This window comes from Exiguobacterium abrahamii (genome assembly GCF_015645365.1).
GTDB classification, from domain to species: Bacteria; Bacillota; Bacilli; order Exiguobacteriales; family Exiguobacteriaceae; genus Exiguobacterium_A; species Exiguobacterium_A abrahamii.
The window spans coordinates 1,225,260-1,236,868 of record NZ_JADOYC010000001.1; the positions used below are offsets into that span (position 1 = coordinate 1,225,260).

The following is an 11,609-nucleotide window of genomic DNA, read 5'->3' on the forward strand; positions in this document are numbered from 1 at the left end:
GTTATTGGGAGATTTGCGTCTTTAAATAACGCGCAAGATCTTGTTCGAAATGGTGAATCGCTTGTGCATCGAGTGCTTCTACTTCTGCTTGCGCTGCGTAGCGGGTGACGAAGTAAGGAGAGAGTGGCGTCACCAGATGAATGCGCTCCGTCCAGTCTGTCAACGACTCATGACTTCGCCGCTTGAGGGCACGTGGTAATCGTTGGTTAAAATCAAACAGCATCAGGCGCAGTGATTCGATAGGAGGAGTAGGCATCGACTGAGTTGTTGTAGACGAAGTTTTATTCTTGAAAGAAAGATTTGATTGATCTTCCATAGTCTCCGTAATGTCTAAAGTATGTTTTCCTGTGAGTCGCTTTCGTTTTTTGATTACAAAATAAATGATGAAACTTCCGACAAGAAGCAACAAGAGAAGGATGATCGAAAAACTAGAGCCTGCCTTTTCTTCTGCTGATTCCAAAAAGCCTGGCGACTTGGTAGCATTGGCTTTTCCACGTGCGGTTCCATCTATTTTTTCCGTTTTCCCAGTACTTCCACCTAATATTTCACCTTCAGAATCTTCGTCAATTATGCCATCGTCTTGGCAATTATATTTTGAAAATAGCAGATTTGATAATGTATCCTTTCCACATCCCCGCACGATCGTCGTCTCCTGTTCCGAGAAGTCCGCATTCCGAAACGCTTCATACGCGGATTGTGTCGATACCGATAGCAACAGAAAAACGACAATCGAGCCGATGAAGCTCGTGATTAATTTGGCACGAAACGTGTGCAACGCGAGACACCTCCCTATATACAGTACTTAGACACTTTGCACCGTGCGCTTCCGGCGGTCTTCGACGATTCGTCCATCCTGCATGAAGAGAATCCGGTCAGCACGTTCGGCGAGTTCTAGGTCGTGTGTGACAAATAAAACGCCACATTTGGCTTCACGATGCAGCTCTAGTAACAACTCGAAGATTGCGTCACCGGTCACGGAATCGAGATTACCGGTCGGCTCGTCCGCGAGAATCCATTGCGGATGGTGAAGCAGGGCACGGGCGATCGCGACCCGTTGTTGTTGTCCACCGGATAATTGAGCAGGTAAAGCCTTCCGTTTATCGTCGAGTCCAACCCGTTCGAGCAACTCGAGAATCCGCTCATCTTGATTGAAAGAGGTCTTTTGCTTTAACAAGGCGACCTTTAAGTTCTCGGACACCGTCAGTGCCGGTAATAAGTGAAACTGCTGGAAGATGAAGCCGATCTCGTGCGAGCGGAATTGCGATAACCGTTTGTTCTTCCAAGACGTGATGTCCTGCCCGTCATAGAGTATCTGCCCGGACGTCGGGCGATCGAGTGAACCAAGGAGACTCAGGAACGTTGATTTTCCAGAACCGGATGGACCGACGAGTGCCGTCACCTCACTTTGCGAAAACTGACCATTTAGTTGATGCAAGACATCGGTCCGGACACCGCTTCGTTCGAATGTATGCGAAATATCTTGAAAGGTAATATCCATATGACCACTCCTTTTACATAATTTGGTTATGTTCAGTGTATTATTTTTAGAAAATTTTGTCTATTGCGTTTTTATTTTTGACCAAACCACTTTTTTACATTTGTTCATAGTTGGTTCATAACTTCTCCCTATGATCGGATTAATACCAATCAAGGGAGGCATTTAACATGAAACGAACACGCAAGAAATGGTTATGGATCAGTGGAGGGGTTATCCTGGTACTCCTGTTAATCGGTTCCACGCTCTTTTTAGGACGAGGAGAGGCACAAGGAACGAAGGAGGTCGTCGAGTCAAAGACACTAAAAACATTCTTCTACTTCTCGGGCACGCTTGAAGCGAAAGATCGACAGACGGTCATCAGTGATCGTGATGTCCGTGTCACCGACGTTCGATTTGAAGAAGGAGATACCGTTAAGTCGGGTCAAACGATCGTCAGCGTCGAAGGAGGAGAAGATTTCAAGGCACCTCGCTCCGGACAACTCGTTCGTCTTGACGTCACGGAAGGCGAAGTTTATGCCCCGAATACTGTCCTCTTCGTTGTTGCAGACAACAAAGAGTTGATTGCTCGTCTGAAAATTGATGAACAAGATATCGAACGGATTGAAGTTGAAGATACGATTGAATTACAGACGGATGCATCTGATAAAACCATCAAAGGGAAGGTCGAATCGATTAGTCCGGAAGCTGTGACGGAAAATGGAAGTACGTATTTCAATGCAAAGGTATCGGTACCGAGCGCGTCAAACTGGTTATCCGGCATGACGGTCGAGGGACGTTTACCATATCAACTCGCACAAGATGTACCTGTCTTATCGCTCGATGTCATTTCGTATTCGAAGTCGGATCGTCCGTATGTATATGTGAAAAAAGACGGGGAAACGACTCGTCAATACATCGAGACGGGGGTGACGGACGGACAGGATATTGAAATCAAGGACGGATTGTCCGCCGGAGACGAAGTCTTCCTGCCGAGTGAAGACGGTGGTTCCGGTCTTCTTCCGACTCCACCAGGAGGTGCGTCCTGATGCCAGTCGTTGACTTGCAAGAAATCCAAAAAACTTACGGCGAAGGAACCAATCGTCACATCGTCCTCGATCGAGTATCGCTGACGATCGAGGCTGGTGAATATGTGACGATCCTCGGACCTTCGGGTTCAGGAAAATCAACGCTGATGAACATCATCGGTTGCCTCGATGTCGCTTCAAGCGGCGTCTATCGCTTGCAGGAGCAGCTCGTCCACGATCTATCCGAGGATCAGCTAGCGACGATTCGCAACGAAGAGATTGGCTTCATCTTTCAACAGTTCCAGTTGCTACCGCGCATGAGCGTCTTACAAAACGTCGAATTACCGCTCATCTATGCCGGCGTCTCGCGCAAAGAGCGCCGCGCACGATCGCTTGAACTCTTGGAACGTGTCGGATTGACAGATAAAGCCGATGCCTTACCGAGTCAACTGTCCGGTGGTCAACAACAACGAGTTGCAATTGCCCGGGCGCTCGTGACGCGACCGACGATCTTACTCGCCGATGAGCCGACCGGAGCGCTCGATCAAAAGACAGGGAAACAAATCATGGAGTTGTTCGAGAGCCTCTCAGAGGAAGGGAAGACGATCATCATGATCACACACGATGTCAATATTGCTAAGCAAGCCCGTCGGATCATCCGGATCGAAGATGGTCAGGTGACGGAGGTGACGACATGATTCGCGAAACGTTACGGATGGCATGGTCGAATATCTGGCATCATAAGATGCGGTCGTTCTTGACGACGCTTGGTGTCATCATCGGTGTCGCATCGATCATCGCCTTGATTTCGATCGTCAACGGCGCAACGGCCTCAATCAATGAAGAGGTCGCCTCGTTCGGTGCCAATAAATTAACGGTCCAAACGACAGAGACGCCGTTGAAAGAAGGATTATCACCTGCACAACTGGAAGAATTAAACACGATTAAAGGAACACGCGGTGTCTCACCGACCGTCTCGACGGTAAGGGACATCCGTGTCGAAAATCACTCACTCGACCAGGTGACGATCGAAGGACGAAATCACATCTATTACCGGGAATCTGAAGATGTCCCGCAAGGACGTGGCATCGTCATCAGTGATGTGAAACAACAGACGCATGTCGCCGTCGTCAGTCCATCCGTCGCCCGAACACTCTATCCGGGTCAGGTCGCGATTGGTAAGACGATCAAGCTCGATGGACTCAATTACCGGATCGTTGGTGTCAGTGACGCGGATGGCGATCAAATCGTCATTCCTTATACGACGGCCCTGCGGACGCTTGGGGTGACAGCCGTTAAGCAAGTCGATATCTTCAAGACGGACGCAGCTGACGTCGCGACCGTCAAACGGGATGTCACGGCAAAGCTGTACCAGTTCTATAACGGACGCGACGATACGTATGACGTCGTCAGCTTGGATGAAGCCCTCGATTCGATTGACCAAATCAATACGATGCTCTCGCTCTTGTTGACGGGTATTGCGTCGATTTCCTTGATCGTCGGTGGGATCGGCATCATGAACATGATGCTCGTCTCGGTCACGGAACGAACAACGGAGATTGGCTTACGAAAAGCACTCGGTGCGAAACCACGTACGATCCGCCTTCAGTTCCTCTTAGAATCGATTCTACTGTCCTTGATGGGTGGAGTGATCGGCATTCTTGTCGGAGCGATGCTCGCATTTGGCGTCAGTCTGATGATCAGTACACCGTTCACACTCTCCGTGAGCACGATTCTGCTTGCCGCCGGATTCTCGATCGGTGTCGGTGTCTTGTTCGGTTATATGCCAGCGCGAAAGGCATCTCGTTTGAATCCGATCGAAGCCTTACGAAATGTTTAAGTGAAGGAGGAGGACGATGGTAACGATTTTGATTGCCGAAGATGACCGGAATGTCCGTCTACTATTAGGCGAGACACTCCGGTCCGCCGGCTTTACGGTGATTGAATCGAGAGACGGGAAAGACGCACTCGATCAACTGGATCAACAACACGTCGATCTCGTCGTAACGGATGTGATGATGCCGCACGTTTCAGGAATCGAACTGGTTGAGCTGCTGCGTGAATCAGGATACGAACAACCTGTCTTGATGTTGACGGTGCTGGATTCCTTTCAGGATAAGGAAGCCGGGTTCACGACCGGTGCTGATGATTATATGGTCAAGCCGGTTGATTTGGACGAACTGTTACTGCGGATCCGAGCGCTGTTACGACGGTCAAAGATCGTAGCAGCGCAAGAATTAATCGTGGGCGCCCTTCAACTACGGATGACGGACGCGACGGTCGTAACGCCTCATGGTGAGATACCGTTACCACAAAAGGAGTTTCAACTGCTCTATCGCTTGCTCGCACATCCGAAGCAGATTTTTACGCGTCAGCAGTTGATGGACGAAATTTGGGGATATGATGTCGAGAGCGACAGTCGGACGGTCGATGTCCACATCAAGCGGTTGCGTGACAAGTTCAGCGCCTATGATGATTTTACGATCGAGACGGTCTGGGGACTCGGTTATAAGGGAGTGATCCAGTGAAACGCTTCGTCCGCTCAATCTCTGGTCGTTTTTTCGTCATCCTCTTCGGTTTATTGTTACTACCACTGCTGTTGCCGTTCATCATGACGGTCTGGTTCCAGTTCCAAGAAGTCGATCAAGACCTAAATAATCAATTGCAACAACGAACGGATCAGATTGAACGATTGATGCAAGACCAAAACCTGTCGTTCGCTGAGGCAAGTCAGTATCTGGATCAGTTTTTGATTCAAACAACACAATACACGTCGCTCAATCAAGTACAATCATTATCGTCGTCAGAACGTGACCAGTTACAGCAAAAAGGAGAAATTACGATCGATGGGGCGTGGCTCGAACCGTCGCAATACATTCGCCAAACGGAGACAGGATATCTCGTCTCGACACCGATTGCCGGACAACGCATCCTTGACGGATTACGAACGTCAGCTGGAATCGGTATCGTCATCACGATCGGCGTCGCCTTCATCCTGACCTGGCTTGCCGTCACGCTTGTGACACGACGGATTCGTAGCATCAGTGAAGCGGCGATTGAAGTGACGAACGGGAACTATGATGTCTCGATCAAGGAAGGTGGAAATGATGAGGTCGCACTCCTCGTTGAAAACTTCAACCACATGACCGAAGCACTACGCCGAAACGACCATCTCGCAAAAGATCTCGTCGCCTCGATCTCGCATGAGCTGAAGACACCGATTGCTTCGATTCAAGGATTTTCTAGGTTGTTACTGACAGAAGAAAACTCGGATAAACGGCAGCAGTACTTGACGATCATGGAGCAAGAGAGCACCCGTCTATCACGCTTGACGTCGAATCTCGTCCGCTTATCGCGGCTTGATCATCAGACGATCATCGAGCGGAAACGGTATCGCCTTGATGAACAACTTCGGACATGTCTTTTACTACTGGAACGACAGTGGACGGAGAAATCACTTCGACTGAAGCTTGATTTACCAGAAGTGTCCGTTGAGTGGGAAGAGGAACTGATGCAGCACGTCTGGCTCAATCTGCTTGAGAACGCGATTCGGTTTTCGCCAGAGTCGGGAGTCTTAGAAGTGACCTTAAGTGAAGGAAAGAACATGCGTGTCACGATCCGCGATGAAGGACCAGGAATCGCAGAACAGGACTTACCGTACGTGTTCGATCGCTTTTATCAAGGCGAACAGTCACGAGCGAATGAAGGACATGGTCTTGGATTATCGATCGTTAAACGAATCATTGATTTACATGATGGTGAGTTAACGATTAGGAATCAGTCGGAGCAAGGCGCAATCGTGACCGTTACGTTAATGGCGAACGAGACGCATGAATGATGATAGACAAAAAGGAGCGCAGACCTACACGATGTTATCGTGAAGTGTAGCGCTCCTTTTCATTTGCGTAAGTCATCAATGTGGATTCAGCATAATTGTCTAGCTGGATATGCATCCTTCGTAATTGTTTGTGTAGTATCCTTCTTTCCAAAGGTTCACCTGCGTCTTGATTAGGTGTAAAGGCATAATCACTAAAGATTTTAGCACCGTCCTTGAGCCAGTTCGCACGATACAAGTCGTGTGCTTCACTTCTTGATAAGAAGATACCATCCTCGATTTCGACATCATCGTCTACTCCGAACTGAAAGCCGCAACAAGAACAAAGTTCGAATGAAGCGTCACCATTTTCGTAATATGCATCGTCGTCCATTTGGTCATATCCACAGACGGGACATGTGTGTTTCATGAAAGCACCTCATTGTTCAAGAATCTTTTGATACTTGTATCCTTTTAAGATATCTGTTTGATTCGTATAGGTCCAGTCAGCAATGGACTGATCTGGATGCAACTCAAAATAATGATTGAGGATTTCACGCCCTAACATGTAGTTACCCCAGCGAGGAATCTCTTTTTTTCGTTACCTACAACGAAGTCGAGTTGTGATACTTCGTGGCTGTTGACGAGATGCACGACATGTTTCTTTGTTGCTTCATCCATATCGACATTCCAAGGAATGGAAACGTCTTTGACGATTCGCTCGGCAAAGGCATCTGCCTTTCCTTCGACAATGACGGCATTAAGAGTCGTATTGAAACTAAAATCGGGTGTATCCATGAGGACTAAGTGATGATATTCATGTGCTGTTCAATTAATCCTCTTTCGCCATATGATCAATGATGATTGGATCACTGTAGGACAAAATGTAAAAATCCTGTTCATGCGTCCTGATAGCGAATAAGTGCAAGTCTCCCCGTTCCGTATAAATTTCCTTCGTTTTCATATACTTCGCAGCGAACTCTCCCAAGATCGATTCTTTTGACTTCACGACCGGGTACGGATTTAGGAGTCTGTCGTCGATGATGCCATGCTCTTGCAACGTTCCTAGGAAAACGGCGTACTTTTCGAAACGCATCAAAAAGTAATCGCGCGAAGGATCGTCAATCAAAAGCTTGAATGTTTCGTCAGCGCCATAAAAATAGAAATCAATCGCGTAATGGTCGTTCGCCTTTAATGACATTGTATCCAGTTCGAGATCGTATTCTTCAGTCGTCAGTAGAAAATCAAGATCAATTATTTTCAAAGAAACTACTCCTTTATCCTAATCATCGAACTTAGCGAATCAAACATTATTTTATCGAGGATTTATCGATGAACCACTTCTCCCCATGTTCCGCGATGAAACGGTATTCCGCGCGGTAATGTGTATCGTGACCCTCTTCTTTCATCTTGATGAAGGCAGCATCATCGTTCGCAGCTCTTTGATCAATCAACAGATAGAGGGCTTCGACGCGTAACAATAACATGGATAGGAGTTCGGAACGCGGTCCTTCATAGCCATACGCATCAAGGAACCGACTCACTCGCTTGGCGAAACGTGTGTCATCTTGCTCTGTTGAATAAGCAAGAACGGATCCGTCAGGTGCTTGTCGTCTGCTGCTAAGCGGAACGAACGTATAGAGCGCATAGACGATATCCCAAGCACGTGGACCGGGTGCTGCGAGGTCAAAGTCAATCACGCCACTCAGTTTTTGGTCCTGAAAAATCGTATTGTAGACGGCAAAATCGTTGTGACAGATGACTTCGTGCGGAGTCGGGGTATTGAGCAACGGTGCCCAGTCCGGTGAGACGTCGAAGTCGACTGTTGCGTCATGATACTGGCGCATCAGATGCGCAACATCGTCTAATACGTCATCATGCCACATGTATGCTTTTAGGGGATAATCGGCCGTTTCACCAGGGAGGAAGGTCAGGATCTCTCGATTTTGTTCATCGATACCGACGAAACGGGGAACACCGGATAGGCGTTTAGCTTCTAAGTGGCATAATAACCGTTGGACGTTGTTGCTGTTCTCCTTTTGTGAGCGATAGACATGCTCACCTTTTTGATAGACAGCGGAGACATTTCCACCAGTCAGTCGTTGTTCTTCAGACATGAGTGTTCCTTCTTTCTTTTGTAATCGGTTACATATTAGCCGGTTTTTTTTCATGCGTTTATGAAGAAGCGGGTGCTTTACGCACGATTGCCATGTTCTTCAATCAATCGACCGCATCGAAGAGCGCATCAAGTGTCGGATTCGTGACATGATCGAGGAATGTGTCAACGTCTTCCGTCGAACGAAGACGAACGATTTTGTCCGCTTCACTTGTAACTGGCGGCTCGATTCGTTGCCGCTGATAGATGTCGTAGTACGACGAGTCGCCACGAATTTCTCGTCCATCGCGTTTGGAGTGAGTCAGTCGGTCTGCAATTGTCACTTCGGGTAAATCGAACCAGACGAGGATCGAGCGGAACGTCGAACGGGAGAATGGATCTACTAATTGTTTCCGACCAATCCGCGAGGTGTTGGCATTACATAAGATGATCGTCTCGACGGAAGACGTGATTGCCTGTTCGATCAACCATCCCGTCAAGTCATGTTTAATCTGATTCGGTCCTTCTGTTGGAACGAGGTCCGAATAATGTTCGAGCAAAAAGCGTGCTTGAAGATCCTGATCGATGACAAGGCTTGATGAGAGACGTTGAGCAAGCTGTCGTGCGAACGTCGTTTTCCCGGCATGGGTCGGTCCAATTGTCAACAGGACGGTCCTCATGACGTCAGTTGTTCTTCCGGTAAGCGATCGGCGAGAATCTGCGCGAGCCAATCTTCTTTCGTTCCGAAGCAAGGGGTCGTCCGTCCGATATGATAAAACGTACTGGCCAATGGTCCGGTGAAGTAGGTCGCATCCGGCATGCATAAGTAAATCGGACGATTCGTCGCGAGCGCAATCCCGAGTTCGACGTGACTACTTTTTCCTGCCGGTAACACGAGGACGAAGGCGTCCGCTTGTTGCACGGCTTCGAATTCAGCAAGACCAATCTTTCGTAATGCTTCAGGATCCTCTGCCCGATCATTCATCGTCCAGTCATATGTTAAATCGTGTCCACGCAAGCGGAGTTCATCTCGGAGCCAGCGGACGGTCAACGTGTGATCAAAGCGAGAAGCGATATAAAGGTTCATGTATGGATTCCTTTCTCAAGTAAAAGTTGTTCGATAGCCTGAACGAGCGCGTAGGCTCCGTCAGACGTATTCGATAAGACGGTGACGATTGTTTCCGATTGTGGATAATAGGCGGAATGAAAGCTGACACCCGGGTCGTAACCCATGATGTGCCACTTCTCGTGCGAGGCATCGAGTCGTTTCAGCCAGACGCCGTAACCATAAGACGCAACATCGTTGACTTTGACGTGGGGATGAAACAGTTGCGAGGTCATCGATTCAGACAGCAACTGATGCGTCAGAAGACTTCGCCAGAAACGTTCCATGTCTGATGCTGTGAGGAAGGCGCCGCCATCAGGTCCGCCAATGATCGGTAACGCATAGTGATTCGTTCGCCATGTTCCGTCTTCATTCTCGATGTGCCCGATGGCTGTATCTGCCGGTAGCGAGTCGAGTCGGAAGTAACCAGACTGTGTCATTTGCGCACGAGCGAATAATTCGTTCGTCACGTAATCCGCGAAGGGTTGTTTCGTCAATTGTTCGATCACGAGACCGAGCAGGACGTATCCCGCATTGTTGTAATGAAACCGTTCGCCTGCAGTGAACAGTCTTTTTTGGTCCTGAAACAACGGTAAAAAATCGATGGGACGACGCAAACGATACATAGGGAAATCTTGAAAAACCTCCTCGAAATCGGTCATCGTCGCTTCGTCAAAATAATCACCGATGCCTGACGTATGGGTTAACAGATGATGTACGGTCACACCGTCTAGATCGATTCCTATGTCCGGTAGAATCGGCGCGACGTGTTCGTCGAGTGCTACCTTTCCTTCCTCGACTAACCGTAAGATGGCGACCGCAGTGAAGAGTTTCGCACCAGAAGCAATTCCGAAGCGTGTCGTTTCTGTATTCGATACGCGGTAGCCCCGATGCGCGAATCCGTCAGCATGGCTAAAGATTTGTTCACCTTGCTGGTGGATGGAGACCGCCCCTTCGAGATGCGTAAGCTCCGGTAAAGCAATGAGTTTCTTGTACACGTTGATCATCCTCTCTGATTCCCATCCTATCGAATTCATTCATGCAAGAAAAGGGAATTATAAGAAAAATTTGAAAAAAATGAAACTTTTTAATCGTGTCGCGTATCTAATAGGGGAGTGATTGCAAAAAGGAGGATGCCGATGTGTTTCGAAAGTCAGGTGCAGCATTATCCGACGCTGCTTTTGAAGCAGCTTTATTCGCAGAAGAAGACTATGTGTACCGTATTTCCTTCATTTATCTGAAAGAGGAGGCGGCAGCGCTTGAGAATGTCCAAGAGGTCGCGTACCGGGCATGGCGTGGGCGAAAGAGTTTACGGGAAGCTTCGTATTTTAAGACGTGGTTGACGCGCATCACGATGAATTGCGCTTTCCAGCAACATCGAGCGTCGTTTCAGCCGCTCGCGATCGAACCGAGTCAAACGACGTCGTTTGAAGAGCGTCTCGTCGATCGCTTGTACTTGGACGATTTACTGGATGTCCTCGAGCCGACCGAGCGATCAATCGTCTACTTCCGGTATGAAGAAGATTTGTCATTGCAAGAGATTGCGCAAACCTTCAATGTGCCACTGAATACGATCAAAAGTACGTTGTACCGCGCACTCGAGAAAGTACGACGACAAAAGGGGATGAGTCTATGAATCACGAGCCAAAATTCTTGAGCGACGTACCGTCATCCGTCAGGCAACGAACAATTCAGGGCATCCGTAAAGCAAAACGGCGCCGGCGCTCGGTACAAGCTGTTTGCCTTGCTGCCGGTCTGACGATCATCGGTTTCAGCTCTTTACATGAGACCGTTCCCGAACAATCGTCGCAATCGATGGTGGTCGGCATGTATTATGATGAACAGTTATACACGGTAGCCAAAAAAATCACGGATACAGACTGGCAACAGCTGAAAGGGAAGCGACTTGGCGTCACGGATGATGTCTTGACCGATACGAAACTGGAACAAGACACATCTGATTTTGCGTCGAACCTTGATGCGTTTACCGTCTATCAAATCAAGGATGATCCGGTAACTGAGCACGTGCTGGTCGTCGGTGAGGAAGAGGGTCGAGAACGGGTGATGATTCTGTCGCCCACACGATAAGGGGG

Annotated in this window: 17 protein-coding genes; 7 read left to right on the forward strand and 10 right to left on the reverse strand. The window is 48.4% G+C overall.

Annotated features, from left to right (window positions below):
* Position 1 precedes the first annotated feature (1 nt).
* Together ITJ88_RS06205 and ITJ88_RS06210 are read right to left on the reverse strand one after the other, a co-directional pair.
* Entirely contained in the window at positions 2–775 is a 774-nt protein-coding gene (locus ITJ88_RS06205) for a hypothetical protein (protein ID WP_195864989.1), read from the reverse strand.
* A gap of 27 nt (positions 776–802) precedes the next feature.
* Positions 803–1,498 carry an ABC transporter ATP-binding protein gene (locus tag ITJ88_RS06210; RefSeq protein WP_195864990.1) on the reverse strand — a complete coding sequence of 232 codons (696 nt, stop codon included), beginning with the start codon at positions 1,496–1,498 and terminating at the stop codon, positions 803–805.
* Between the two features lie 167 nt (positions 1,499–1,665).
* Between ITJ88_RS06210 and ITJ88_RS06215 the strand changes: the two genes are divergently transcribed.
* Genes ITJ88_RS06215 through ITJ88_RS06235 form a run of 5 tightly spaced genes read left to right on the forward strand, consistent with a single transcriptional unit; the run spans position 1,666 to position 6,340 of the window.
* On the forward strand, positions 1,666–2,523 hold the full coding sequence (locus ITJ88_RS06215) for an efflux RND transporter periplasmic adaptor subunit (RefSeq protein ID WP_195864991.1): 858 nt from the start codon (positions 1,666–1,668) through the stop codon (positions 2,521–2,523).
* Positions 2,523–3,200, forward strand: coding sequence for an ABC transporter ATP-binding protein (locus tag ITJ88_RS06220; protein ID WP_058713134.1), 678 nt, complete (start codon positions 2,523–2,525; stop codon positions 3,198–3,200). Before ITJ88_RS06215 ends, ITJ88_RS06220 begins: the two co-directional genes overlap by 1 nt.
* Positions 3,197–4,342 carry an ABC transporter permease gene (locus ITJ88_RS06225; RefSeq protein WP_023468397.1) on the forward strand — a complete coding sequence of 382 codons (1,146 nt, stop codon included), beginning with the start codon at positions 3,197–3,199 and terminating at the stop codon, positions 4,340–4,342. Before ITJ88_RS06220 ends, ITJ88_RS06225 begins: the two co-directional genes overlap by 4 nt.
* Positions 4,343–4,358: 16 nt before the next feature.
* Positions 4,359–5,030, forward strand: coding sequence for a response regulator transcription factor (locus ITJ88_RS06230; protein ID WP_023468396.1), 672 nt, complete (start codon positions 4,359–4,361; stop codon positions 5,028–5,030).
* Positions 5,027–6,340, forward strand: coding sequence for a HAMP domain-containing sensor histidine kinase (locus ITJ88_RS06235; protein WP_195864992.1), 1,314 nt, complete (start codon positions 5,027–5,029; stop codon positions 6,338–6,340). The genes ITJ88_RS06230 and ITJ88_RS06235 overlap by 4 nt, the downstream gene beginning before the upstream one ends.
* 34 nt (positions 6,341–6,374) lie before the next feature.
* Here the strand turns inward: ITJ88_RS06235 and ITJ88_RS06240 are convergent, their stop codons facing one another.
* The 8 genes from ITJ88_RS06240 to ITJ88_RS06275 form a co-directional block, all read right to left on the reverse strand.
* Positions 6,375–6,746 carry a hypothetical protein gene (locus ITJ88_RS06240; RefSeq protein WP_195864993.1) on the reverse strand — a complete coding sequence of 124 codons (372 nt, stop codon included), beginning with the start codon at positions 6,744–6,746 and terminating at the stop codon, positions 6,375–6,377.
* Positions 6,747–6,755: 9 nt separating this feature from the next.
* Positions 6,756–6,884 (reverse strand): hypothetical protein, encoded by a 129-nt coding sequence (locus ITJ88_RS06245; protein ID WP_195864994.1) that lies wholly within the window; start codon positions 6,882–6,884, stop codon positions 6,756–6,758.
* Positions 6,878–7,114, reverse strand: coding sequence for a DUF2268 domain-containing putative Zn-dependent protease (locus ITJ88_RS06250; RefSeq protein ID WP_195864995.1), 237 nt, complete (start codon positions 7,112–7,114; stop codon positions 6,878–6,880). The genes ITJ88_RS06245 and ITJ88_RS06250 overlap by 7 nt, the downstream gene beginning before the upstream one ends.
* A 34-nt stretch (positions 7,115–7,148) precedes the next feature.
* Positions 7,149–7,580, reverse strand: coding sequence for a hypothetical protein (locus tag ITJ88_RS06255; RefSeq protein WP_195864996.1), 432 nt, complete (start codon positions 7,578–7,580; stop codon positions 7,149–7,151).
* A gap of 46 nt (positions 7,581–7,626) precedes the next feature.
* Complete coding sequence (locus tag ITJ88_RS06260) at positions 7,627–8,433, reverse strand: phosphotransferase (RefSeq protein WP_195864997.1); 807 nt, start codon at positions 8,431–8,433, stop codon at positions 7,627–7,629.
* Positions 8,434–8,536: 103 nt separating this feature from the next.
* Positions 8,537–9,076 (reverse strand): AAA family ATPase, encoded by a 540-nt coding sequence (locus tag ITJ88_RS06265; protein WP_195864998.1) that lies wholly within the window; start codon positions 9,074–9,076, stop codon positions 8,537–8,539.
* An 11-nt stretch (positions 9,077–9,087) separates the two neighbouring features.
* Entirely contained in the window at positions 9,088–9,498 is a 411-nt protein-coding gene (locus ITJ88_RS06270) for a group-specific protein (protein WP_195864999.1), read from the reverse strand.
* Entirely contained in the window at positions 9,495–10,514 is a 1,020-nt protein-coding gene (locus ITJ88_RS06275) for a serine hydrolase domain-containing protein (RefSeq protein WP_370567766.1), read from the reverse strand. Before ITJ88_RS06275 ends, ITJ88_RS06270 begins: the two co-directional genes overlap by 4 nt.
* A 143-nt stretch (positions 10,515–10,657) precedes the next feature.
* On the opposite strand from ITJ88_RS06275, the gene ITJ88_RS06280 reads away from it, so the two are divergent.
* On the forward strand, positions 10,658–11,152 hold the full coding sequence (locus ITJ88_RS06280) for a sigma-70 family RNA polymerase sigma factor (protein ID WP_195865001.1): 495 nt from the start codon (positions 10,658–10,660) through the stop codon (positions 11,150–11,152).
* Positions 11,149–11,604 (forward strand): type 2 periplasmic-binding domain-containing protein, encoded by a 456-nt coding sequence (locus ITJ88_RS06285; RefSeq protein ID WP_195865002.1) that lies wholly within the window; start codon positions 11,149–11,151, stop codon positions 11,602–11,604. The genes ITJ88_RS06280 and ITJ88_RS06285 overlap by 4 nt, the downstream gene beginning before the upstream one ends.
* Positions 11,605–11,609: the final 5 nt, after the last annotated feature.

Coding starts and splice junctions, on each gene's coding strand:
- ITJ88_RS06210 (WP_195864990.1), bottom strand. CDS start 1,498: ATGGATATTACCTTTCAAGATATTTCGCATACATTCGAACGAAGCGGT.
- ITJ88_RS06215 (WP_195864991.1), top strand. CDS start 1,666: ATGAAACGAACACGCAAGAAATGGTTATGGATCAGTGGAGGGGTTATC.
- ITJ88_RS06220 (WP_058713134.1), top strand. CDS start 2,523: ATGCCAGTCGTTGACTTGCAAGAAATCCAAAAAACTTACGGCGAAGGA.
- ITJ88_RS06225 (WP_023468397.1), top strand. CDS start 3,197: ATGATTCGCGAAACGTTACGGATGGCATGGTCGAATATCTGGCATCAT.
- ITJ88_RS06230 (WP_023468396.1), top strand. CDS start 4,359: ATGGTAACGATTTTGATTGCCGAAGATGACCGGAATGTCCGTCTACTA.
- ITJ88_RS06240 (WP_195864993.1), bottom strand. CDS start 6,746: ATGAAACACACATGTCCCGTCTGTGGATATGACCAAATGGACGACGAT.
- ITJ88_RS06245 (WP_195864994.1), bottom strand. CDS start 6,884: ATGTTAGGGCGTGAAATCCTCAATCATTATTTTGAGTTGCATCCAGAT.
- ITJ88_RS06250 (WP_195864995.1), bottom strand. CDS start 7,114: ATGGATACACCCGATTTTAGTTTCAATACGACTCTTAATGCCGTCATT.
- ITJ88_RS06260 (WP_195864997.1), bottom strand. CDS start 8,433: ATGTCTGAAGAACAACGACTGACTGGTGGAAATGTCTCCGCTGTCTAT.
- ITJ88_RS06270 (WP_195864999.1), bottom strand. CDS start 9,498: ATGAACCTTTATATCGCTTCTCGCTTTGATCACACGTTGACCGTCCGC.
- ITJ88_RS06285 (WP_195865002.1), top strand. CDS start 11,149: ATGAATCACGAGCCAAAATTCTTGAGCGACGTACCGTCATCCGTCAGG.